This is a genomic window from Solirhodobacter sp., assembly GCF_964715405.1.
The window spans coordinates 12,632-36,598 of sequence record NZ_CBAICG010000010.1; the positions used below are offsets into that span (position 1 = coordinate 12,632).

Consider the following 23,967-nt stretch of genomic DNA (forward strand, 5'->3'; position numbering starts at 1 on the left):
GCCGGTCAGGCACCGGTGCTTACTTGGCCGATCCGATGATGGCCGCGAACTTCTGCTGCGCATCCGCCGGGGTGATCGACATGTCGTTGAAGAACTGGCTCAACAGGTCGTTGATCTGCGTCGTGGTGTCCGGGCTGATCAGTTCGTCCGTGCTCTTGATCACGTTGCCGGTCTTGAGGATCGCCAGACCCTTCTTCATGCAGTCGTTCGCCGTGCTCAGGTCGACGTCACCCCGAACCGGCATCGAGCCCTTCTTGAGGTTGAACGCCACCTGCGTCGCGGGCGACAGCATCACCGTGGCCAGCGCTTCCTGCGCCGCCGACTTCGCCGGGTCGGACAGCTTCGGGAAGTAGAACGAGTCGCCACCCGTGGTGATGTAGGGGTTGGGCTCGCCCAGGCCCGGCAGGCAGGTGTAATCCTTGCCCGCGACCTGGTTGGCGACCTGGAATTCGCCCTGCGCCCAATCGCCCATGCTCTGCGCCCCGGCCTTGCCGGTGATCACGAGGTTGGTCGCCTGGTTCCAGTCCTGCACGTTCGAGCCCTGCGCAAGCTGGCGCGCATCGTCGGCTGCCTTGAAGATCTTGGCCATGTCCGGGCCGGCCGCCGCGGCCGCGTCCTTGTCCTGGTAGATCTTCAGGTACAGATCCTTGCCGCCCAGTGCGAGCAGCAGGTTGTTGAACAGCCCCGACACCTGCCAGGACTGCTGGCCAAGCGCCAGCGGAATGAGCCCCGCCTTGCGCAGCGCCGGGCCGTCGGCCACGAATTCGGTCCAGCTTGCCGGAACGGGCACGCCCGCCTTGGCAAAGGCCGCGTTCGACAGCCACAGCCACTGCCAGGCGTGGATGTTCACCGGAATGCAGTAGATGTGGCCCTGATAAGTGCAGCTATCCAGCAGCGACTTCGGGTTGATCACGTCGGCCCAGTGCTCCTTGGCCGCCACCGCGTCCAGATCGCGCATCAGGCCCGCCTGCACCAGTTCCTCGGCCTGGCGGCCGTGGTTGAACTGGGTCGCGCCCATCGGGTCGCCGCCGGTGATCCGGCTGACCATGATCGGCCGCGCGGTGTCGCCCGACCCGGCAATGGCGCCATCGACCCAATGGTTGCCGGTCGCATCGAAGGCCTTGGCGAATTCCTTCACCGCGGCGGATTCCCCACCCGAGGTCCACCAGTGCGTAACCTCAAGATCGGTTGCGTTCGCGATCGTGGCGCCGCAAAGCGCGCTGGCCGTAAGAAGTGCCGTCATCAACTTCATTATCCGTCCTCCCTGACTTCTAAATCGTTATAGAAATTGCTACAACGATTTAGGATTTCAGATCAAGCTGGAACTTGATCCTCGCCGGGCCTATATCGCGAAGCGGGACAAGCCCCTGAGTCTGAACGGATTCACCGGCAGGGGTCGCACCTGTTCGGCGGCTGCGAAGGAGTTGGGCGCAAAAAATGGCTGATTCGGTACAGCCCTCACACGTTCCGGTTGAGGCATCGGAGCCGGTCGAGCGGCCCACGCTCAAGACCATCGCGCGCCTCGCCGGGCTTGCGGTGCCCACGGTGTCGCGCGCCCTCGGCGATGCCCCCGACATCGGCGAGGATACCAAGCGCCGCGTGAAGGAGATCGCGCAGCGGATCGGCTACCGGCCCAATCGGGCCGGCGTGCGCCTGCGCACCGGGCGCACCAACGTGATCTCGCTGGTGATGTCGACCGAACATGACCTGATGAACCACACGGCGCGGCTGATTTCGGCGGTGGCCGGGGCGCTGCGCGGCACGCCCTACCACATGATCATCACGCCCTACTTCCCCGACGAGGATCCGATGGTCCCGATCCGCTACATCGTCGAGACCGGATCGGCGGACGGGCTGATCATCAACCAGACCGAGCCGGATGATCCCCGCGTCGCCTACATGATGGCGCATGATTTCCCCTTCGCCACGCATGGGCGCACCAACATCTGCGACCGCCACGCCTACGTCGATTTCGACAACAGCGCCTTCGCGGCCGAGGCGGTGGTGGCGCTGGCCCGGCGCGGGCGGCGGCAGATCGTGCTGCTGGCACCGCCGCTGACGCAATCCTACGCCCAGCACATGGTGGCGGGCGCGACCGAGGCCGCGGCGCGGCTTGGCGTCGGGCTGACGGTGCTGCCCGATGCCGACGCGCATGACGACTCGCCGCGGATCGGCAAGGCGCTGGCCACCGCGCTGCTCGGCCCCGAACCGCCCGACGGCATGATTTCACCCAGCGTGGCCGCCACCATGACGATGGTCGCCACGGCCGAGGGTCTGGGTCGCAAACTGGGACTGGATTTCGACATCGTCGCGAAAGAGGCGATCGCCGTGCTGGAACGCTTCCGCCCCGGCATCATCGTGGTGCATGAAGACATCGACCGCGCGGGCCAGTTCGCCGCCCGCGCCCTGATGCACCGCATCGCCCACCCGACCGAACTGCCGATGCAGGACCTCGACACCCCCGGCCCGATCGACCCGCGCTAAACGGTAAAGCCGTAAAGCTCCCACTCGATCTCGGTGATCTCCAGCGCCAACCGCAGGTATTCGGCGCGCTTCACCGCGACAAAGCCGGTGTGCAGCGCCTCGCCCAGCACCTCGCGCGAGAAGGCCGAGCCGTCGAGCCGGTCGATCGCCTCCAGCCAGGTGCGCGGCAGGTCATGCGGCGCCGCGCCGTCATAGGCGTTGCCGGTGACCGGCGGGCCGGGGTCGCGTTTTGCCGCGATCCCGTCAAGCGCACCGCCCAGCGTCACCGCCGCCACCAGATACGGGTTGGCATCCACCCCGGCCACGCGATGCTCGAAATGGCGCGCCGTCGGGCTGCCCGCGGGCACCCGCAGCGCGACGGTGCGGTTTTCCACCCCCCAGGTGTCATTGGCGGGCGAATAGACCACGCTGGCAAAGCGGCGCCAGGAATTCAGGAACGGCGCCAGCACCAGCATCGTGTCGGCGATCGTCGCCCGGATGCCGCCGATGGCATGCAGCATCAAGGGCGACAGCGACCCGTCCGGCTGATCGGCGAACAGGTTGGCCCCCGCCGAATCGGCCAGCGACAGGTGCAGGTGCATCCCCGAGCCCGAATCCTGCCCGAACGGCTTGGCCATGAAGCAGGCCTCCATTCCGAACCGCCGCGCGGTGGCGCGCACCAGCCGTTTCGCGATGATCACGTCATCGGCGGCGCGCATCAGGTCGCGGTAGCGGATCGTCAGTTCATATTGCCCGGCCGCGTATTCCGAAATCAGCGATTCCAGCGGCAGGTCCAGCGCCTTGGCGCCCTCGTAGACCGCGTCGAAGAACGGCGACATCTCGTCGAGTTCATCCACCGACATCGTGTTGGTATTGTGCGACCGCCGCCCGCTGAGCGGATAGCGCGCGGGCTGCACCCGCCCGCGCGAGTCGCGCTCGCGGTCCACCAGGTAGAACTCCAGCTCCAGCGCGCCCATCGGCTCGAACCCCTGCGCACGGGCGCGGGTCACCTGCCGCACCAGCGCATGGCGCGGTTCGGCGGCAAAGCCGGTGCCATCGGGGTTGAACATGCTCAGCAGCACATGGCCGCGCCCGGTGGCGGGCATGAAGCCCAGCGTGCCGCCGATCGGCCAGCAGCGGTGATCGCCGCCGCCGTCGTGCAGCACGAGGCCGGTGCCCTCGACATCGTCGCCCGCCACGTCCTGCGCGAACATCGAGGCGGGGATGCCGCGCCCGCTGGCGAACAGGCTGTCCAGTTCGTGGCGGCGGATCGACTTGCCGCGCGCGATGCCGTGGCAGTCGATCAGCGCGATGTCGATCGCCTGCACATCCGGGTAGCGCGCCAGAAATTGCTGCGCCTCGGCCGGATCGGCACCGCCGGGTTGGGTCGTCGTCATGTCTTGCCCCTGACGCCCTTTCAGGCCATCAGCCCCGCCTTGCGCTGCGCGGCCATCGACATGTCGAGCGTGCGGACCGCCTTTTCCATCAGTTCATCGGCCTCGGCGCGGGTCAGCACCAGCGGCGGCGCCAGCACCATGCGGTCGCCCACCGCCCGCATCACCAGCCCGTTCTCGAACGAGAAGTTGCGCGTCGCCATGCCGACGTCAGCGGCTTCGGGAAACGCTGCGCGGCTGGCCTTGTGCGGCGTCAGCCGGATCGAGCCGATCAGGCCGGTCATCACCGCCTCGCCGACCATCGGGTGATCGGCCAGCGCGCGCCACTTGGCTTGCAGATAGGGGCCGATGTCGTCGCGCACCCGCTCGATGATCTTCTCGTCGCGCAGGATGTTCAGCACGGCGATGCCCGCCGCACAGGCCGCCGGGTGGCCCGAATAGGTGTAGCCGTGCGCGAACTCGCCGCCCTTGGCGATCAGCACATCGGCGACCCGGTCCGACACCGCCACCGCGCCCATCGGCACATAGCCCGAGGTGATGCCCTTGGCCATCGTCATGAAGTCGGGCTCGGTGCCCATCGTCTCGCAGCCGAACCAGTTGCCGGTGCGCCCGAAGCCGCAGATCACCTCGTCCGAGATCAACAGGATGCCGCGGTCCTTCAGCCCGGCGGCCAGCGTTGGCCAGTAGGTCGCGGGCGGGATGATCACGCCACCGGCGCCCTGGATCGGCTCGCCGATGAAGGCCGCAACGCGCTTGGCGCCGATGCCGTCGATCAGCGCCAGCGTGTCGTTCGCGACCTTCAGGCCGAAGTCCTCGGGCGAAAGCTCGCCGCCCTCGGCCCACCAGCTTGGCTGCGGCGCGTGGAAGATGTTGCCGACCGGCACGCCGCCCTGCTTGTGCATCGAGCCGAACCCGCCCAGCGCCGCCGCCGCCACGGTGGAGCCATGATAGCCGCCGCGACGCGAGACGAAGATCTTGCGCTCGGGCTGATCCATCAGATCCCAGTAGTAGCCGGCCATGCGCAGGATCGTGTCGTTCGATTCCGATCCCGAGCCGGTGAAGAAGAAGTGGTTGAACTGCTTCGGCGTGACCTCGGTCAAGAGCCGCGACATCTCGACCACCGCCGGATGGGTCGTGTTGAAGAAGGTGTTGTAATAGCTCAACTCCTCCATCTGCCGGGTCACCGCCGCGATGATCTCGTGGCGCCCGTAGCCCAGCGCCATGCACCACAGCCCGGCCATGCCGTCGAGAATGCGGTTGCCCTCGCTGTCGGTCAGATGCACGCCCGTGGCGCGGGAGATGACCCGCACCCCGCGCGCGTTCAGTTCGCGCGTGTTGGTGAAGGGGTGCAGGTGATGCGCCGCATCGTCCTGGCGCAGGTGGGTGGTGGCGTTGGAAATCGTCATGTCGGTGTCTCCGAAGCGGGGGGCGTCTCAGCCCGCGAATCTATAGGCGGTTTTCAGGGCGATGTCGTCATCGGCGGCGGCGCCGCCCGGTTGGCTCGCGCACGAAGGCCTCGCCCGTCTCGGGATTGCGCCCGACCGGCCAGCGGCCCGCGCCGCCGATGATGATGATGCACGTCTCCGAAGAACCCATGTCACGCGTCTCCTGCACGCTTCCTTTTACGATCTGCGATCGCAAACGACAAGCACCCTGCCTCAGGCAAACGCGCCATGTTCCAGCAGGAACCGCGCGCCGTCGGCAAGGTCGCGGCGGATCGCGGCGGCGGCGGCGGGGCCGTCCTTGCGGGCCAGCGCGTCGACCACCTCGTGGTGATGGTCCAGCGCCAGGATGCCCGCCAGCGAGCCGTCGAACTTGCCCGCGAACTGGCGCAGGAACGGGCCGACCTGCAACCACAGCACCTCGATCAGGAACACCAGCGCGTCAGACCGGCTGGCGCGGTAGATGCGGAACTTGAACTCGTAGTTCTGCTCCAGATAGGCGTCGATGTCCTGATCGCGCGCCGCCTGCACCAGCGCGACCCCGGCCGCCTGAATCGCCTGCAACTCGGCCTTGCCGACATGTTCCACCGCCAGTTCCGTCGCCGCCCCCTCGCAGGTCTGCCGCGTCGCCATCAGGTCGGCAAAGCGGTCGCGTGTCATCGGCGGCAGGATCAGCGACCCGTTGGGCAGCGGCACCAGCGCCTTGAGCGCCTGCAACCGCGACAGCGCCGCCCGCACCGGCATGTCCGACGTGCCCAGTTCCTGCGCCAGCTTGCGCGAGGTCAGCTTGCGGCCGGGCGGGATCTGCCCCGCCATCAGGGCGCGGGTCAGGCGGCTGTAGACAATTTCGTGCAGCGGCTGAACCTCGATGGCATCAAGGCCGATCGGCGATGCAAGCTTCATCGGACGTTTCCCTCCCCGGCTGCCAGGCCGCAGCATAGCACCGCGATGCCGCCAAGGGAACGCGATCTGCGATCGCAGGAAAGGCGGCTCGCGCTCCTCCCCGCTCAGCCGCCGAACGGCTGCCCGAGCGAGGCGACCGAGTTCAGCCGCAGCCGCCGACGGTTCGACGAGATCACCGCCAGCATCAGGATCGTCACGCCGTAGGGCAGGCAGGCCAGCAGTTGCGACGGCACGTTGACGCCGATCGCCTGCGCGCCCAGGCTGCCCAGCGACAGCGCGCCGAACAGGAAGGCGCCAAAGACCACGCGCCCGGTCTGCCAGGTGCCGAACACCACCAGCGCCAGCGCGATCCAGCCGCGCCCGGCAATCATCCCGTCAGCCCAGAGCGGGGTATAGACGGTCGAGGCATAGGCCCCGGCGATCCCCGCCATCGCCCCGCCGAACGCCACCGCCGCGCAGCGGATGGCAATGACCGGAAACCCGACCGCCCGCGCCGCGTGCGGGTTCTCGCCGACCGCGCGGATCACCAGCCCCAGCTTGGAATGGTTCAGCCCCGCCCAGAGCGTCAGCGCCAGCCCGAGCGTCAGGTAGACCGCGACATCCTGATCGAACAGCGCCCCGATCACCGGCAGGTCCGACAGGCCGGGGATCGCCAGCTTCGGCAGCGGCGTCACCGTCTGGCTTTCGAACGGCTTGCCGAACAGCGACGACAGCCCCTGCCCCAGCACCCCGATCGCCAGCCCGGCGACAACCTGATTGGCGACGAACCCCAGCGCCAGCGCCGCGAAGACCAGCGCGATCGCCGCCCCGCCAAGCGCCGCCCCCAGAAACCCGAGCGCGTGGCTGCCGGTGGTGAAGGTGATCGCGAACCCCAGCGCCGCCCCCAGCGCCATCATGCCCTCGATGCCGAGGTTGAGCACGCCGGACCGTTCGGCCACCAGTTCCCCCAGCGCGGCCAGCAGCATCGGCGTGGCGGCCGCCACCATCCCGGCCAGAATGAACTCAATCGCGTTCATCGCCCCACCCCCCGCGGCCGCAAGCTCAGCACCACGCGGTTGCGGATGAAGGTCAGGCTGGCGAGGTAAAAGACCAGCAGGAGCCCCTGGAACACGAAGACCGCCGCCACCGACAGATCGGCCGACACCATCGCGTTGTCGCCGCCGATGAAAAGCACCGACATCAGGAACGCCGAGACGACGATGCCCAGCGGGTTCAGCCCGCCGAGGTAGGCCACGATGATCGCCGAATAGCCATAACCGGTCGAGACCGAGCGTTGCAACTGCCCCAGCGGCCCCGCCACCTCGCAGGCCCCGGCGAAGCCCGCCGCCAGACCGCCCAGCAGCAGGCTCAGCCAGACGCTGCGCCGCTCGCTGAACCCGGCGTAGGTCGCGGCCCGGGGCGCAAGCCCGCCGACCAGCAACTGATAGCCCGAAAAGCGGTGCCGCATCATCACATAGGCCAGCCCCGAGGCCGCGAAGGCCGCCAGCAGCGAGATGTTGACGCGGGTGCCGGGCAACAGCACCGGCAGCAGTGCCGCATCGGGGAACATCACGCTTTGCGGAAAGTTGAACCCCTTGGGGTCTTTCCACGGCCCGACCAGCAGATAGTTCAGAAGCTGCGTCGCGATCAGCGTCAGCATCAGGGTCACCAGAATCTCGTTCGCGTTGAACCGGGTCTTCAGCCCCGCCGCCAGCCCGGCCCAGACCATGCCGCCCAGCGCCCCCATCGCGATCATCGCGGGCAGCATCCAGCCCGAGGTGCCCTGCGGAAACCACACCGGCAGCGCCGAGGCCGCGATCGCGCCGATGATCAACTGCCCCTCGGCACCGATGTTGAACACATTGGCCCGAAACCCGATCGCCAGCCCCTGCGCGATCAAAAGCAGCGGCGCGGTTTTCAGCAGCACCTCGGAAAAGCTGTACCAGCTCAGGAACGGCTCCAGCAGCAGCGAGTAAAGCGCGCGGCCAGCCGGTTTGCCCAAGAGCGCGAACAGCACCGCACTGGTCAGAATGCTCAGCACCAGCGCGATCAGCGGCGCCGCGACCATCGCCCGCCGCGAGGCGCGTTCACGCCGGATCAGGGTCAGTTTCATGCGCGCGCTCCCGCCTGTTGCGGCGCCGCGCCGATCATCCAGGCGCCGACCTCGTCCACCGTGGTGGACCGCACCGGCAGCGCGGGCGACAGGCGGCCGTGGTGCAGCACATGCAGCGTGTCGCAGATGTCGAACAGCTCCTCGATTTCCTCCGAGATCACCAGAATGGCCCCCCCGGCGTTGCGCATCGCCACCAGCCGCTGCCGGATCTCGGTCGCGGCGCCGATGTCCACGCCCCAGGTCGGCTGCGCGACCAGCATCATCCGGGGGGTCAGCATCATTTCGCGCCCCATGATGAACTTTTGCAGGTTGCCGCCCGACAGCGCCCCGGCCTCGGCCTCGGGGCCGGGCGTGCGCACGTCGAAGCGGGCAATGCAGTCGGCGGTAAAGGCGCGCTCGGCGCCGCGCCGGATGAAGCCGTGGCGCACCAGCCCCCGACCATGCGCGGTCAGCAGCACGTTGTCGGCCAGCGACATTTCGGGCACCGCACCGCGCCCCAGCCGTTCCTCGGGCACGAAGGCAAAGCCAAGGGCGCGGCGCCCCGCGACCGGCATGTCACCGACCGATCGGCCCATCAGGCGGATCGTGTCGCGCTGCGCCCGCGGCTGCGTGATCTCGCCCGAGATCAGCGCCGCCAGTTCCTGCTGGCCGTTGCCCGAAATGCCCGCGATGCCGACGATCTCGCCGCTGTGCACCGCCAGCGACACCCCCGCCAGCGAGACCCCGAACGGGTCTTCGTTGAGGTAGTCGAGGCCCGCAAGCTCCAGCCGCGTCTCGCCCAGGCCATGCGGCGTCGGATGCACCGGGGGCGGCATCTCGCGGCCGATCATCAGCGTCGCCAGTTCGCCCGCGGAATGCTGGCGCGGGTCAAGCCGCCCGGTCACCCTGCCCAGCCGCAGGATGGTGGCGGTGTCACAAAGCTCGGTGATCTCTTCCAGCTTGTGGCTGATGAACAGGATCGCCATGCCCTTGGCCTGCAGGGCGCGCAGGGTCTCGAACAGCTTGCCCACGCTCTGCGGCGGCAAGACCGAGGTCGGCTCGTCGAGGATCAGCAGTTCAGGGTTCAGCAGCAGGCTGCGGATGATCTCGACCCGCTGGCGTTCGCCGACCGAAAGCGAGTGCACCATCGCCGCCGGATCGACGTGCAGGCCGAATTCGTCGCCCAGTTCGCGGATGCGCCGCGCCAGCGCCGCCTGACGGCCGGGCACGATCAGCGCGATGTTCTGCACCACCGTCAGCGTCTCGAACAGCGAGAAATGCTGGAATACCATGCCGATGCCCAGCCGACGTGCATCGGCGGGGCTGGACAGGTGGACCGGCTGACCCTTCCACAGGATGGTGCCCTCGTCCGGCACCTCGACCCCGTAGATCAGCTTCATCAGGGTCGATTTCCCGGCCCCGTTCTCGCCCAGAATGGCGTGGATCGACCCGGCCTCGACGGTCAGGTCGATGCCGGAATTGGCCGCGACCCCGCCGTAGCGTTTGCTTGCGCCCGAAAGCGCCAACAGCGGGGTCCGGGTCATCGCGGCGCCCTACTTCGGCAGCGGCGTGGTCACGCCCTTGACGTGCCAGTCCATCGACAGGATGTCGGCATCGCCCAGCACGACCCCGGCCGCAACATGCACCGCCCCGGCCTGATCGGTGATCGGCCCGGTGAACGGCATGAACGCGCCCGAGGCGATCCGGGCCTGCGTGTCGGTGATCTTGGTCATCATCGCGGCCGGGATGTCCGGGCTCCAGTCGGCCAGGAACACCACGTTGTCGGCCAGCCCGAGCCAGGCCGACGCGCCCTTGAAGCTGCCCGCCAGATGCGCCGCGACCTGCGCCTTGAAGTAGGGCGACCAGTCGGTGCCGACGACGCCGAGGTATTTCTTGGGCGCGTATTTCGTCATCGACGAGTTCAGGTTGAAGACATAGGCCCCGGCCGCCTCGCAAGCGGTCACCACCGAGGGCGTATCCTGCGCGTTCGAGAAGATCACGTCACAGCCCTGCGACAGCAGCGCCTTGGCCGCCTGCTGTTCCGACGCCGGATCGAACCACGAGTTCACCCAGACCACCGAAACCTCGATCGCCGGATCGACCGATTGCGCCCCCAGCGTGTAGGCGTTGATCGAGGTGATCAGCTCGGGGATCGGGAAGGCGCCGACGCAGCCCAGCTTCTTCGACTTGGTCAGCGAGGCCGCCGCCATGCCCATCAGGTAGGTGCCCTGATAGTAGCGCGCGCCGAAGGGCGAGAAGTTGGGCGCGGTCATGTAGCCCGAGGCGTGCAGGATACTGACCTCGGGGTGCGCCTTGGCCAGCTTCAGCCCGCCGTTCATGTAGCCGAACGAGCCGAGGATGACGAAGGCGTTGCCGTCCGCCACCACCTTGTTCATGATGCGGTCGCCGTCCGGGCCCTCGGCGATGTTTTCCAGCACCGTCACCTTCACCGCGTCGCCGTATTGTTTCTTGATGGCGTCGGTGCCCAGTTCCAGCGTGTGCGACCAGCCTACGTCGGCGGCGGGCGAGGGCACGATCAGCGCGATGTTCAGCACAACGGCGGCGAAGGCCGGCACCGGCAGGGCCAGCGCGGTTCCGGCGGCCAGCGAGGTTTTCAGAAAGCTGCGGCGATTGAAGCTGTGGCTCATGGCTTGTCTCCTTTGTTGGCTCAGGTCAGAATGCGGTGCAGGGCGGCTTCGGCCTCGGCGAACAGGGCGCCCTCGTCCAGCCCCGGAAAGGCGCCATCGCGCCAGACCACGCGGCCGTTGATCATGGTCATGTCCACCACCGAACCGATGCCGACCTTGGGGATCAGGCTGGCGGGGTCGTGGCGGGTGCCGACATAATCCAGCCGCCGGGTGTCGATGGCAAAGAGGTCGGCGGCCTTGCCCGGCGCCAGCGCCCCCAGATCGCGGCGGCACAAGAGGTCCGCGCCGCCTTGGGTCGCATAGCCCAGAAAGGCCGCGGGCGGCGGCACCGGATCGCTGCGGCCCGCGGCCACCAGAGATTGCAGCATGTAGCCCGAATGGATGCAGTGCATCAGGTTCGAGTTGTCGTTCGACGCCGCCCCGTCGGCGCCCAAGCCGATGCGCAGCCCCAGCGCATCCATCGCCGGAATGTCGGTGACCTCGGCGCCGACCAGATAGACCGGTTCCGGGCAATGCGACACGCCGGTCCGGCTGGCCGCCATCTGCGCCAGTTCGCCCGGCGTCAGTTCCCAGCAATGCGCATACCAGACATCCGGCCCGGCAAAGTCGATTTCTTCGCAATAGTCGATCGTGCGCTGGCCGGTGCGGGCCTGCATCAGCGGGCTTTCACCCTCGCCGACATGGGTGTGCAGCAGCACGCCCTTGGCCCGCGCCAGCCGGGCGGATTCGACGAAGGTCTCGCGGTAGCAGTTCACCGGCTGGCAGGGCGCGATTGCCACCTGCCGCATGCTGAACCGGGCCGGATCGTGGTAGGCGTCGATCAGCCGCTCGCAATCGGCCAGAAAGCCGTCGGTCGTCTCCAGCATCGCATCGGGGATGGTGCTGCCTTCCGACTTCGGCAGCGTGTTGGTGCCGCGCCCGGCATGAAAGCGCACCCCCAGCATCTCGGCCGCCTCGAACTGGCGATCAACGATGCGGCTGCCGGCATGGCGGGGAAAGCAATACTGGTGGTCGAAGGCGGTGGTGCAGCCGTGCTTGACCAGTTCGGCCAGCGCCACCACCGAGGCATGATAGAACCCCTCTTCGGTCAGCCGGGAAAAGATCGGATAGATGCGGTCGAGCCACTCGATCACCGACAGCTTGGTCCAGTCCAGATCGGAGCGGTTGCGCACGAAGCACTGGAAGAAGTGATGATGCGTGTTGATCAGGCCCGGATAGACGAACCAGCCCGCCGCGTCGATCACCTCGGTTCCCGCAGGCAGCGGGCCGCGCGACAGCCCCGGCCCGATCGCCGCGATGGTGTTGCCGCTGATCAGCATGTCCTGATCGCGCAGCACCGGCGCAAAGGCCGAGGGCACGATGGCGGCGCAATTCTTCAGCAGATAGCCCATTCAGGCCTCCGTTCCGGTTGGCGCGGGCCGCAACTCGTGCATCCGATGAATCCCCGGCATCTCGATGAACCGCTCGTGCGCGCGGATCGCCCGCGCCCAGAGCCGGACCGAGGGGTAGGCGTCCAGCTCCACCCCGCCGTCGGGCGCCAGCGCCACGTTGGGAAAGCAGGCGATATCGGCGATCGTCGGCGCATCGCCCACCAGATAAAGGCCCCCGGCCAGCCGCCGCTCAACCAGATGCGCCTCAAGCTCGCGCAGACACTCCACCCCGGCGCGGCGGGCCGCGTCGATGTCGGCGGGAAAGTGCAGCATGTCATGCAGCCGCGCGAGGCCGAGGCTGCCCGCCAGCCGCGCCGCGAAGGCCAGCCATTGCTGCACCTGCGCCGCCGATGCGGGTGTGCCATCCCCCAGCCACACCGGCGCCCTGAGCGCGGCGAGGTAGACCAGCATCGCGGTGCTTTCCGTCAGCACCAGATCGCCCGCCACCATCACCGGAATGGTCCCCGCCGGGTTGAGGTCGCGGAACGCCAGCCCCTTGTGTTCGCGCCCCGGATGGAAATCGACCGCCACAAGCTCCAGCTTCACCCCCAGCAGGGCCGCCATCAGCCGGACCTTGTAGCAACTTGCGCTGAGCACATAGTCGTAAAGCCGGATCATGCCGCCACCATCTGCGCGCCGTAGGTCAGGCCCTTGCGTTTCAGCCAGCGCCGGTAGGCGATCGAGGTCAGGTCGGCCTGGGTCGGAATCTCCATCCCCGGATCCAGCGGCAACAGGCGCGGGATCTGGTTTTCCAGGATCGAGCGGTCCTGCAGAAAGATCATCTGCTGAAAGGCGATCAGGTCGGCCTGCGGCGTCACGTCGTCGTAAAGCGCCATCCAGGGCCAGACGTCGCACAATTCCTCGGTCAGCGGCTGCACGAAGATGCCGATCACGTCCCATTCGCCGGGCATCGCCGGGCAGGTCTTGTAAAGCACCGCCGCCGTGGGCGCGGGCACGCGGTACATGTAGTCGGTGACGATGCCGCCCGCGGCCGACTTCGCCGCCTGCGGCTGGTAGAAAGTCACCTTGGTGGCCCAGACCTCGTCGCTGTCCTCGCGGATCGCAACCTCGTAGCGGTTGACCTCGGTATGCGGCTCGGCGCCAAGGATGTCGGTGTGCACGAACGGGAAGTGGGCGATGTCGAGGAAGTTCTCGACCGCGCGCAGCGGCGAGCATTTCACCCGCACCACGCCGCATTCGACCAGACGGCGGCCGGGCTGATCCGCCTCGGGGATCGCGAACAGCGGATGCGCGGGGGTGCCGGGGCAGGCCCAGACATGGCCGAAGCGTTCCGTCACCGCCAGATCGGCGCCGCCGTCGCCCTGCACCCGGATGCGGTCGCCATCCCGGAACATCCGCACCGGCTGGCCCAGCAACTGCGTTTCCCGGCCCGGCGCGGGCGTGACCTGCGCGGCCATCGCCACCGGATACCATTCGTTGCGAACCGCTGCCGGGATCATGCCGCCCCCTTTTCCGCGCGCCGCCGCAGGCTTTCCAGCCAGCGCGACACCGCCACCCCATCGGCCTGCGGCGCGCAGAGGGCGTGAACCGTGGTCCGGCCCCCGCCTGCGTCCTGCAACAGCAGACACAGGCCGACCGCCTGCCCGTTCAGGTTGACAAGGCCGGTCAACCGGTCGGTGCCAGCCAGCTCGGGCACCGCCCGGGCAATCTGCGCCGCGTCGGCGCCAAAGGTCAGCGAGCGCAGCGGCGCCAAGTCGGGCACGTCCGGCACCATTGCCGTCGCTCCGACCGGCGCCACCCAGATCACCCCGTCGGCCTCGGCACAGGCGAAAACCTCGGTCCGGATCGCGGCGGGCGGCACCAGATCGGGATGAGCCGGAATGCGGTTACAGCCGCCGTTGGTGCCATAGACCCAGCCGTGATAGATGCACGACAGCGTCTCGCCCCGCACGAAGCCATGCGACAGCCGCATCCCGCGATGCGGGCAGCGATCCTTCCACGCCGACACAAGGCCCGCGGCGCTGCGCCAGATCGCGACCTCCTGCCCGGCGCAACGCCCGCGCATCACGACCCCCGCAGGCAGGTCGCGCGACAGAGAATTGGCAACCCACTGCGTTGTCATCTTTCCCCCGGATGCTCCGCAAACCCTTCAACCCCGGCGACCGAAGCGCCAGCACAACGACCCGACATCCCGCCGCTGCCCGGACCTTCGCCCGCAAATCAGGCGCCACCCGCAAACACGATCACAATTCAGGCATTTCCCAAAGGGAAATCCGGTCGTCCGTCGCCCTGCGGATCGCGCAGGATGGTTTCGACCCAGACCTCCTGCGGCCCGAGGCTGCACCCCAGCGCCATCGCGTCCAGCAGGTCGCGCGGCCCGGTCACGATCAGTTCCAGCCGGTGGGCGGTTTGCGACAGGACGGTGCTGCGCAGGCCAAGCCGCCGGGTGTGGCGCGCGATCCAGACCGGAAAGACCGCCGACCCCACGTCGCCCTCGATCCGGAAGTGTTCGGTCATCTCAGGCCGCCCCCGGCCCCGGCATGGAGTCGGCCGCAAAACCCCATTCACGCAGATCGTTCACCAGCATCAGCGCGACCCGGCGGAAGGCCGCGCGCATCTTGTCGACATGCGGCCCCTCGTGGCCGAGATCCCGGATCGCCTGGTCCATCAGGGCGAGCCAGCTTTCCGCATCCGCCCGCGCGATCGGCACATGGGCGTGCATCAGGCGCACCTCCATGCTGCCGTGCCGTTCCGCATAGTAGCGACGCCCGCCGAGGAACCCGGACAGGAAATCGAACTGCTCGGCCCGCACATGGGCCAGCCCGTGGCCACGGAAATGCAACCGCATCAGGTTCTCGCCGCGCGGGTCGGTTTCGACCAGATCATAGAAATGATCGACCAGAGCCTTCAGCGCCGGCTCACCACCCAACTGGTCGAGGAGGCTTTCCACCCTGCCCCCCTCAGCCCTGCGGCCGGGTCTTCTTCGGGTCGTAGTGCGACAGCCCGACGATTTTCGCGGGCAGCCGCTTTTGCTGGCCGTCAAGCTTGCCGACCTCGATTTCGGTGCCCACCTCGGCATGGGCCACGTCCACCCGCGCCAGCGCGATGTTCCGGCCCAGCAGCGGCGAGCGCATCGACGAGGTCACCTCGCCGACCTGCGCGCGCCCGATGTGCAGGCAATCGCCGTGGCCCACATCGACGTTCGCGTCGATCTCCAGCCCGACGAACTTGCGGCTGGGATGCTCTTTGCGCCGGATCAGCGCTTCGCGGCCGATGAAATCATCGGTCTTGGACTTCAGAGGCACGGTAAAGCCGATGCCCGCCTCGAACGGATCGGTCTGGTCGGTGAAGTCATAGCCCGCGAAGATCAGCCCGGCCTCGATCCGCACCATGTCGAGCGCGGCAAGGCCCATCGGCCGCAGCCCCAGATCGCCGCCCTGCGCCCAGACCGCATCATAGACCGCCGCGCCGTCCTTGGGATGGCAGAACACCTCATACCCCAGCTCGCCGGTATAGCCGGTGCGCGACACCACCACCGGCGCGCCGCTGGCATCGCCCAGCCGCCCGATGGTGAAGCGGAACCAGCCCAGTTCCTCGACGCTTGGCTGGTGCGGCGGGGTCCAGATCATCCGTTTGATGATCTCGCGCGAGTTCGGCCCCTGCACCGCCAGATTGTGCATCTGGTCGGTCGAGGACCGCACCATCACCTTCAGCCCCAGCTTTTCCGCCTGTTCGCGCAGCCAAATGCCGCCGTAGTCATCGCCGCCGATCCAGCGGAAATTGTCGCGGCCCAGCCGGAACAGCGTGCCGTCGTCGATCATGCCGCCGTGCGGGTAGCACATCGCGGAATAGACCACCTGCCCGACGCTCAGCTTCTTGACGTCGCGGGTCAGCGCATACTGCATCAGCGCCTCGGCATCCGGCCCGGTCACCTCGAACTTGCGCAGCGGCGACAGGTCCAGCACCACCGCCTTTTCGCGGCAGGCCCAGTATTCCTCGATCGCGCCTTTCGACGAATAGACCTGCGGCAGCCAGTAGCCCTTGTATTCCACCACATGCCGGGTCAGCGCCGAGGTGCGCGCGTGAAAGGCCGTTTCCTTGGTCATCTTCGGCTCCGCATCGGGGGTGGCGCGCGTGGCGATGGCGCGCTGAAAGGGTTCGGCGCCGGGATAGGTGCGCACATGAATGTCCGACAGATACCAGCCGTTCGCGGGCGAGGTATCGTCGGGGCAGGCGGAACTGACGCAGATCAGGTCGGTCAGGGCGCGGAACAGCACATAGTCGCCGGGGCGCGACCACGGCTCGTCGGAATAAAGCACGCCGTGCGCGTCGATCCCGGTGTTGAAGAACAGGTTGACCGCCATCCAGCCCGGCCGCGCGCTGACACCGCGCGGGATGAGCACCTTGTTGAAGTTGTCCGAGCAGTTGATGTGGCCGGGGTAGCCGATGTCGTCGTAATACTTGGCCGCGCAGGCCATCGCGAAGGCATCATGCCGCCCGACGGTATCCTGCACCACCTCGATCAGCGGCAGCATGTCCTGATCGTAGTATTTGGAATGCAGCCCCGGCATCGAATAGGCGTGCCCCATCAGCGTGCGCGAGGTCGTCACGTCCAGCGCGTGCTCGATGCCCTTGTCCAGCTTGCGCGCGGCAAAGCACTGGAAATCGGTGCACTGGCGGCCATCGACGTCGATGATCTGGATGTAGTCGCCCGCCTGCACGAAATAGGCCTGCGCGGTGCAGGATTTGACCCGCAGGTCCAGCATCGGATCGGCCAGCGGGTCGGGCAGGTCGAACCGGCCCACCATCTGCACGCTCGCGCGCTGAAGCCGCAGGCCGAGCGGCGTCACCGTATCCTGATCGCCGGGCGCCATCGCGGCACCGGGGGCGGCGACGATCAGCACGCCGTCGCGGGTGGCGGTAAAGGTCGCCTCGGTGCCCGCCGGGGTCGTGGTCTCGAACAGCGACACCGCCCCGGCTTTGGCCAGGTCGATGCCGCGCCGCTCCAGCCCAAGCCGCAGCCCGCGCAGCCCCTGCCCCGCGCCCGCCGCCAGCAGCGCCTTCAGCCCCGCCGCGCCGGAATTCGCCGCCACGCCCAGAATGCCGGCGTCGATCGCCCCCCGCGCATCGGCCGCCACCAGTTCGGCCACCTGCCCGCCCTCGGTATTGACCAGCGTGACCCGGTCACCCGCGCCCAGCGTCACGAGGATCGCCCCGCCGCCCTGCACCTCGTAGCGCTCCAGCCCCGAGCCGGCGGTCAGCGAGGCGGGCGTCAGGATCCGGCTCGGGCGCGGCGGGCCGGGGATCACGCGCGGATAGATCGAGTCCAGCATCGGGCGTCCCCCTCGGTCGATTTGCATGTGCAGAAACAATATTTAACGCAAAGAATATCCACCGGCACACGGCCCGGCAAGCCCCTTGCACCAGCGCCACCTTGGCGCGACCGACCGCCCCTTGCAACGGCATGGCCGAAACGGCGTGACCCATGTCGGAAATGAGACGGGCGCCCGCCCCCCGCAGCGCCATATTCGGCGCAAGGTCAGGCTTGGGGTGAACATGCGCTATTCCGGTTTCAGGGTCATCGCCGAGGCGCTCAGCGGCCACAAGGGCTGGACCCCGGCCTGGCGCGACCCCGCCCCGCAACCCGCCTATGACTACATCATCGTCGGCGGTGGCGGCCACGGCCTCGCCACCGCCTACTATCTGGCCAACGAGTTCAAGCAGGCCCGCATCGCGGTGCTGGAAAAGGGCTGGATCGGCGGCGGCAACGTCGGGCGCAACACCACCATCATCCGCTCGAACTACCTGCTGGACGGCAACGAACCGTTCTACGAATTCTCGCTGAAACTGTGGGAGGGGCTGGAGCAGGACTTCAACTACAACGCGATGGTCAGCCAGCGCGGCATCCTGAACCTGATCCACACCGACGCGCAGCGCGACGCCTTCACCCGGCGCGGCAACGCGATGATCCTGCATGGCGCCGATGCGCAGATGTACACGCGCGACCAGATCCGCGAAATGTATCCGTTCCTGAACTTCGACAACGCCCGCTTTCCGATCAAGGGCGGCCTCGGCCAGCGCCGCGGCGGCACGGTGCGCCACGATGCCGTCGCCTGGGGCTATGCCCGTGGTGCGGATGGGCGCGGCGTCGACATCCTCCAGAACTGCGAGGTGACGGGCTTTCGCATCGAGGGCGGCCGCGTTCTGGGCGTCGAAACCTCGCGCGGCTACATCGGCGCAAAGAAGATCGGGGTCGCGGTGGCAGGCTCCTCCGGCCGCGTGATGGCGCAGGCCGGGATGCGGCTGCCGATCGAAAGCCATGTCTTGCAGGCCTTCGTATCCGAGGGGCTGAAGCCGCTGATCGACGGCGTCATCACCTTCGGCGCGGGGCATTTCTACGTCAGCCAGTCCGACAAGGGCGGGCTGGTGTTCGGCGGCGACATCGACGGCTACAACTCCTACGCCCAACGCGGCAACCTGCCGGTGGTCGAGGATGTCTGCGAGGGCGGCATGGCGCTGATGCCGATGATCGGGCGGGCGCGCCTGCTGCGCATTTGGGGCGGCATCATGGACATGTCGATGGACGGCTCGCCGATCATCGACCGCACCGGGATCGACGGGCTCTATTTCAACGGCGGCTGGTGCTACGGCGGCTTCAAGGCGACGCCCGCCTCGGGCTGGGTCTTCGCCCATCTCCTGGCGACCGACACGCCGCACCCCACCGCCACCGCCTATCGGTTCGACCGCTTCCGCAAGGGGCTGATGATCGACGAAAAGGGCCAGGGCGCCCAACCGAACCTGCACTGAGGGAGCCAGCGACATGATCATCAACCACCCCCTTCTCGGCCCCCGTGACGCGCAGGAATTCGTCTACCTCGGCGACGCCGCGCTGATCGCCCGCCCCGATGGCATGGCGGAAGGCGCGCAGGATGCGTTCCACGACTACCTCTACCTGCGCGACAACCCGGCCGGGGAGCATCGCGAGCTGTGGTATCACGAGCAGGGCGACCGCTCGTGGCTGGTCGTCACCCGCAACACGCTGAGCCACGCGATCACATCGGTCGAACTGGCCCGCGATGTCGCCCGCCAGATGGGGCGCAGCACATGAGCCAACAGAACCGCATCGCAGGCGGCCAGATCGACCGCAGCCGCACGCTGAACTTCACCTTCGACGGCAAGGCCTTCACCGGCCACCCCGGCGACACGCTCGCCTCGGCGCTGCTGGCGAACGGCGTGCGCCTGATGGGGCGCAGCTTCAAGTATCACCGCCCGCGCGGCCCGCTGTCGGCCGGGTCGGAAGAACCGAACGCGCTGGTCGAACTGCGCACTGGCGCGCGGCGGGAACCCAACACCCGCGCCACCGTCACCGAGCTTTTCGACGGGCTGGAGGCGTGCAGCCAGAACCGCTGGCCGTCGCTGCAATTCGACGCGCTGGCGATCAACGACCGGCTGTCGCCGTTCTTCGCGGCGGGGTTCTACTACAAGACCTTCATGTGGCCGGCCGCGTTCTGGGAAAAGGTCTACGAGCCGATCATCCGCCGCGCCGCGGGCCTTGGCCGCCTGTCGCGGCAGGATGACCCCGACAGCTATGACAAGGGCTTCCTGCACTGTGACCTGCTGATCGTCGGCGCCGGTCCCGCGGGCCTTGCCGCCGCGCTGACCGCCGGCCGCGCCGGGGCCCGCGTGATCCTCGCCGACGAGGATCTCCGCATGGGCGGGCGGCTGAACGCCGAAACCTTCGCGCTGGGTGACACCTCGGGCGCCGACTGGGCCGCGCGGGTCGTGGCGGAACTGACCAGCCTGCCCAACGTGCGCCTGATGCCGCGCACCACGGTGATCGGCGCCTTCGACCACGGCATCCATGCCGCGGTGGAGCGGGTCTCGGACCACCTCGCCATTCCCGCACCGGGCAAACCGCGCCAGATCCTGTGGCGCATCTACACCCGCCGCGCGATCCTCGCCGCCGGGGCCACCGAGCGCCCGATCGCGTTCGAGAACAACGACCGCCCCGGCATCATGCTGGCGGGCAGCTTGCGGGCCTATGCCAACCGCTGGGGCGTGGCCGTGGCCACACCGGTTGCCGTTTTCACCAACAACGACGATGGCTTGCGCACCGCTGTTGACCTGATCGCCAAGGGCGTGACGGTCTCGGCGGTGATCGACACCCGCCCCACCGGCCCGAAACTGGCGGGCACCGAGCATATTCAGGGCGCCGAGGTGATCGACACCGCGGGCCGCCTTGGCCTGACCGCCATCACCATCCGCGACGCGCAGGGCCGCAGCCGCACCCTTCCGGTGCAGGCGCTGGGCGTGTCGGGCGGCTGGAACCCGAACCTGAACCTGACCTCGCAGCACCGTGACCGTCCGGCGTGGAACGAAGCGATTGCCGCCTTCGTGCCCTCCGACGGTGGCCCGCAGGGCCTGACCGCGGTCGGCGCCGCCGCAGGCAGCTTCTCGACCCATGCCGCCCTCGCCACCGGCGCTGCCGGGGCGATGCGTGCCTTGCAAGACCTCGGCATCGACGCGCACCCGCTCGACCTGCCGCAGGCCGAGGATGCCCCGACCGCGATCACCCCGCACTGGTATGTGCATTCCGGCAAGGGCCGCGCCTGGATCGACCCGCAGAACGACGTCACCGTGAAGGACGTCAAGCTGGCGCATCAGGAAAACTTCCGCTCGGTCGAGCATCTGAAACGCTACACCACGCTGGGCATGGCGACCGATCAGGGCAAGACCGGCAACGTGCTCGGCCTTGCGGTGATGGCGGAACTGACCGGCAAGACCATCCCCGAGACCGGCACCACGATCTACCGCCCGCCCTACACGCCGGTGGCGATGGGCGTGCTGGCGGGCCGATCGACCGGCGCCGATTTCCGCCCGAAACGCCTGACGCCATCACACACATGGGCCGCCGAACAGGGCGCGGTGTTCGTCGAGGTCGGCATGTGGCTGCGCACCCAGTGGCTGCCCCGGCCCGGCGAAACCCACTGGCGCCAGTCGGTGGACCGCGAGGTGCTGGCCACCCGCAAGTCGGTGGGCATCTGCGACGTGACCACGCTGGGCAAGATCGACATTCAGGGCACCGACGCGGGGGCCTTCCTCGACCGGGTCTATGCCAACACCTTTTCCACCCTCGCCGTCGGCAAGTGCCGCTACGGGCTGATGCTGCGCGAGGATGGCATGGTGATGGACGACGGCACCACCGCGCGGCTGGGGCCGAACGAATATGTCATGACCACCACCACCGCCAACGCGGTGCCGGTGTTCCGCCATCTGGAATACTGCCGCCAGTGCCTGTGGCCCGACCTGGACGTGCAACTGATCTCTACCACCGAGGCCTGGGCGCAATTCTCGGTCGCCGGGCCGAACGCGCGCAAGCTGCTGGAAAAGCTGGTGGACCAGGACATCTCCGACGCCGCCTTCCCCTACATGGCCTGCGGCGCGATCACCGTGGGGGGGCTGCGCGCGCGGCTCTTCCGTATCTCGTTCTCGGGCGAACTGGCGTATGAGATCGCGGTGCCCACCCGCTATGGCGACGCGATGATCCGCGCGCTGCTGGCGGCGGGGCGTGAATACGACGCGGTGGTCTACGGCACCGAGGCTTTGGGCGTGATGCGGGTCGAAAAGGGCCATGTCGCGGGCAACGAGCTGAACGGCCAGTCCACCGCGCTGAACATGGGGCTGGGCAAGATGGTGTCGCGCAAGAAAGACGCGATCGGCGTGGTGCTGTCGCAGCGCGAGGGGATGGTGCGGGCGGACGGGCTGCGCATCGTCGGTGTCAAGCCGGTCGATCCGGCGCAGGCGCTGACCGCGGGCAGCCATTTCCTGGCGCTGGGTGCGCCCGCGACGGCGGCGGAGGATGGCGGCTGGCTGACCTCGGTGGTCCATTCCCCCCATCTGGGCCATGCCATCGCGCTCGGCTACCTCAAGAACGGCGCGGCGCGCTTGGGCGAACGGCTGCGCACGGTCAACCTGCTGGCCGGAACCGAGGTCGAGGTCGAGATCGTCAGCCCGCATTTCTTCGATCCGGAAGGGGAACGTCTTCGTGCCTGATCTGAGCCTCACCCCGCTGACCGCGCTGGGCCATGCCGCGCCCGAAACCGTCACCATCGGCCCGGTCACCATCGCCGAGGTCACCACCACCGCGCTCGCCTCGCTGGCGAGCCGGCGCGGGCGCGCGGCCGATGTGACGGCCGCCGCCACCGCACAAGGCATCCCCCTGCCCGGCCCCGGCCGCGCCGAACCCGGCGCGCCGTTCGCCGCGTTCTGGCTCGGCCCCGACCAGTGGATGGTCGAGGCGCCCTTTGCCACGCAGGAGGACATCGCGGCGATCCTGCGCCCGATGTTCGGCGACAGCGCCTCGATCACCGAACAGACCGACGCCTGGGTGCGCTTCGACGTCTCGGGCACCAGGCTGCCCGCGCTGTTCGAGCGGTTGTGCAGCTTTGATCTGCGCAGCAACGGCGCGGGTTCCGCCACCCGCACGGTGATCGAACACCTCGGCTGCTACCTGATCCGCCGCGCCGACACTGTGCTGACCCTCTACGGCCCGCGCTCCTCGGCGCAAAGCCTGCACCATGCGCTGACCACGGCGGCCCGCAGCGTTTTCTAGTCGGTGGGCGACATGCCGCCCGCCAGCCCGCGCAAGCCCACCAGCCGCCGCCGCTCATCGTTCGGGTTGACGCCGAAGGCTTGCGCATAATGCCGCGTCATCGGCGACGAGGTGGCATAGCCGACCGACTGCGCGATCTGGGCGATCGACTGGGTCGAGTAAAGCACGCGCTGGCGCGCCTTCTTCAGCCGCATCAGGCGGTAGTATTTCAGCGGGCTCTGCCCGGTCGCCTGCTTGAAGCAGCGTTCCAGATGGCGTTCCGACATCGCGACGGCGGCGGCCACGTCGGCGATCTGGATCGGGTCTTCGATGTGCTCGGCAAAGATTCGGATCGCGGCGCGGATCGGTTCGGGCAGCAGATCGTCGGTGCCGCCGCGTTTCTGCACCGGCACCTTCTGGCTGGTGTCCTCGGCGCGCACGAACGGGTGCTGGAACCAGCAGGCGACCTCGGTCATCGTCTCGCGGCCCAGCCGTTCCTCGATCAGCCGCAGCATCAGGTCGAACACCGCCCCGGCGCCCGAGGCGGTATAGCGCCGCCGGTCGCGCACGATCACCGCCTGGCTGGCGCTGGCGTCCGGAAACTCCGCCTTGAACGCCTCTTCATAGCACCAGTGCACCGAGGCGCTGTGCCCCTCCATCACGCCCGAGCGCACTAGCGGGAAGATGCCGCCGCTGAAACCGCCCAGCGTGACGCCGCAGCGATCCAGCCAGCGCACCTGCGCGTTCGACCGGCGCGGGTTGGCAAACCGCGAGGTCGGGCTGGACAGGAAGATCAGGCCATCAAGCCCCAGCACCTCTGACAGCATCATGTCAGGGTCGAACCGCACCTCGGCGCTCGACCGCACCGGGCCGGGTTCCTCGCCGATCAGCCGCCAGGCGAACTCGCGCCGCCCGGTGATTTCGTTGGCGGCGCGCAGCGGCTCGATGGCCGAGGTCAGGCAGGCCATCGGGAAGCCGGGGAACAGCAGGAACCCCAGCGTCAGGCAGGTATCCTTGTGCGCGATCATGGCATTTGAATTCCCGGTGAGACTGTGCATATTTCA

The 23,967-nt window shown here is 68.2% G+C and carries 22 protein-coding genes; 5 read left to right on the plus strand and 17 right to left on the minus strand.

The features are described from left to right. Positions 1-19 precede the first annotated feature (19 nt). Positions 20-1,252: an ABC transporter substrate-binding protein gene (locus AC11WY_RS06265; protein ID WP_482923634.1), complete on the minus strand. Its 1,233-nt coding sequence runs from the start codon at positions 1,250-1,252 to the stop codon at positions 20-22. 185 nt (positions 1,253-1,437) lie between these two features. Here AC11WY_RS06265 and AC11WY_RS06270 point away from each other — a divergent pair, with 185 nt between their 5' ends. Beyond that, on the plus strand, positions 1,438-2,484 hold the full coding sequence (locus AC11WY_RS06270; protein WP_482923636.1) for a LacI family transcriptional regulator: 1,047 nt from the start codon (positions 1,438-1,440) through the stop codon (positions 2,482-2,484). On the opposite strand, the gene AC11WY_RS06275 is transcribed toward AC11WY_RS06270, so the two are convergent. The 15 genes from AC11WY_RS06275 to AC11WY_RS06345 form a co-directional block, all read right to left on the minus strand. Then, a complete protein-coding gene (locus tag AC11WY_RS06275; protein WP_482923638.1) occupies positions 2,481-3,860 on the minus strand; it encodes a glutamine synthetase family protein in 1,380 nt (459 codons plus the stop codon). The two genes, AC11WY_RS06270 and AC11WY_RS06275, sit on opposite strands and share 4 nt — an antisense overlap. A gap of 20 nt (positions 3,861-3,880) precedes the next feature. Further along, positions 3,881-5,263 carry an aspartate aminotransferase family protein gene (locus AC11WY_RS06280; protein WP_482923640.1) on the minus strand — a complete coding sequence of 461 codons (1,383 nt, stop codon included), beginning with the start codon at positions 5,261-5,263 and terminating at the stop codon, positions 3,881-3,883. Between the two features lie 67 nt (positions 5,264-5,330). Continuing rightward, positions 5,331-5,453 carry a hypothetical protein gene (locus AC11WY_RS06285; protein WP_482923642.1) on the minus strand — a complete coding sequence of 41 codons (123 nt, stop codon included), beginning with the start codon at positions 5,451-5,453 and terminating at the stop codon, positions 5,331-5,333. 62 nt (positions 5,454-5,515) lie between these two features. Then, positions 5,516-6,202: a GntR family transcriptional regulator gene (locus AC11WY_RS06290; protein WP_482923644.1), complete on the minus strand. Its 687-nt coding sequence runs from the start codon at positions 6,200-6,202 to the stop codon at positions 5,516-5,518. 104 nt (positions 6,203-6,306) lie between these two features. Further along, complete coding sequence (locus tag AC11WY_RS06295; protein ID WP_482923646.1) at positions 6,307-7,218, minus strand: ABC transporter permease; 912 nt, start codon at positions 7,216-7,218, stop codon at positions 6,307-6,309. After that, positions 7,215-8,294 carry an ABC transporter permease gene (locus AC11WY_RS06300; RefSeq protein ID WP_482923648.1) on the minus strand — a complete coding sequence of 360 codons (1,080 nt, stop codon included), beginning with the start codon at positions 8,292-8,294 and terminating at the stop codon, positions 7,215-7,217. The genes AC11WY_RS06295 and AC11WY_RS06300 overlap by 4 nt, the downstream gene beginning before the upstream one ends. After that, positions 8,291-9,817: an ABC transporter ATP-binding protein gene (locus AC11WY_RS06305; RefSeq protein ID WP_482923650.1), complete on the minus strand. Its 1,527-nt coding sequence runs from the start codon at positions 9,815-9,817 to the stop codon at positions 8,291-8,293. The genes AC11WY_RS06300 and AC11WY_RS06305 overlap by 4 nt, the downstream gene beginning before the upstream one ends. Before the next feature lie 9 nt (positions 9,818-9,826). Then, positions 9,827-10,921, minus strand: a complete 1,095-nt coding sequence (locus tag AC11WY_RS06310) for a BMP family ABC transporter substrate-binding protein (RefSeq protein ID WP_482923652.1) — start codon at positions 10,919-10,921, stop codon at positions 9,827-9,829. A 20-nt stretch (positions 10,922-10,941) separates the two neighbouring features. Further along, positions 10,942-12,312 (minus strand): amidohydrolase, encoded by a 1,371-nt coding sequence (locus AC11WY_RS06315; RefSeq protein WP_482923654.1) that lies wholly within the window; start codon positions 12,310-12,312, stop codon positions 10,942-10,944. After that, the gene (locus AC11WY_RS06320) at positions 12,313-12,969 is read right to left on the minus strand and encodes a glutathione S-transferase family protein (RefSeq protein ID WP_482923656.1); all 657 of its coding nucleotides are present in this window, start codon (positions 12,967-12,969) and stop codon (positions 12,313-12,315) included. It abuts the gene before it with no gap. Continuing rightward, positions 12,966-13,811, minus strand: coding sequence for an aromatic ring-hydroxylating dioxygenase subunit alpha (locus AC11WY_RS06325; protein ID WP_482923658.1), 846 nt, complete (start codon positions 13,809-13,811; stop codon positions 12,966-12,968). The genes AC11WY_RS06320 and AC11WY_RS06325 overlap by 4 nt, the downstream gene beginning before the upstream one ends. Then, positions 13,808-14,434, minus strand: a complete 627-nt coding sequence (locus AC11WY_RS06330; protein WP_482923660.1) for a Rieske 2Fe-2S domain-containing protein — start codon at positions 14,432-14,434, stop codon at positions 13,808-13,810. Before AC11WY_RS06330 ends, AC11WY_RS06325 begins: the two co-directional genes overlap by 4 nt. Positions 14,435-14,562: 128 nt before the next feature. Beyond that, complete coding sequence (locus AC11WY_RS06335; protein ID WP_482923662.1) at positions 14,563-14,829, minus strand: acylphosphatase; 267 nt, start codon at positions 14,827-14,829, stop codon at positions 14,563-14,565. 1 nt (position 14,830) lies between these two features. Then, entirely contained in the window at positions 14,831-15,262 is a 432-nt protein-coding gene (locus tag AC11WY_RS06340) for a group II truncated hemoglobin (protein ID WP_482923664.1), read from the minus strand. 10 nt (positions 15,263-15,272) lie between these two features. Beyond that, positions 15,273-17,645, minus strand: coding sequence for a trimethylamine N-oxide demethylase (locus AC11WY_RS06345; protein ID WP_482923666.1), 2,373 nt, complete (start codon positions 17,643-17,645; stop codon positions 15,273-15,275). A gap of 223 nt (positions 17,646-17,868) precedes the next feature. On the opposite strand from AC11WY_RS06345, the gene AC11WY_RS06350 reads away from it, so the two are divergent. Genes AC11WY_RS06350 through AC11WY_RS06365 form a run of 4 tightly spaced genes read left to right on the plus strand, consistent with a single transcriptional unit; the run spans position 17,869 to position 22,924 of the window. Beyond that, positions 17,869-19,119: a sarcosine oxidase subunit beta family protein gene (locus AC11WY_RS06350; RefSeq protein ID WP_482923668.1), complete on the plus strand. Its 1,251-nt coding sequence runs from the start codon at positions 17,869-17,871 to the stop codon at positions 19,117-19,119. 13 nt (positions 19,120-19,132) lie between these two features. Further along, positions 19,133-19,420 carry a sarcosine oxidase subunit delta gene (locus tag AC11WY_RS06355; protein ID WP_482923670.1) on the plus strand — a complete coding sequence of 96 codons (288 nt, stop codon included), beginning with the start codon at positions 19,133-19,135 and terminating at the stop codon, positions 19,418-19,420. After that, positions 19,417-22,365, plus strand: a complete 2,949-nt coding sequence (locus AC11WY_RS06360; protein ID WP_482923671.1) for a sarcosine oxidase subunit alpha family protein — start codon at positions 19,417-19,419, stop codon at positions 22,363-22,365. Before AC11WY_RS06355 ends, AC11WY_RS06360 begins: the two co-directional genes overlap by 4 nt. Next, positions 22,358-22,924, plus strand: a complete 567-nt coding sequence (locus AC11WY_RS06365; protein WP_482923673.1) for a sarcosine oxidase subunit gamma — start codon at positions 22,358-22,360, stop codon at positions 22,922-22,924. Before AC11WY_RS06360 ends, AC11WY_RS06365 begins: the two co-directional genes overlap by 8 nt. On the opposite strand, the gene AC11WY_RS06370 is transcribed toward AC11WY_RS06365, so the two are convergent. Continuing rightward, positions 22,921-23,931: a GlxA family transcriptional regulator gene (locus AC11WY_RS06370; protein WP_482923674.1), complete on the minus strand. Its 1,011-nt coding sequence runs from the start codon at positions 23,929-23,931 to the stop codon at positions 22,921-22,923. The genes AC11WY_RS06365 and AC11WY_RS06370 overlap by 4 nt on opposite strands. Positions 23,932-23,967 lie beyond the last annotated feature (36 nt).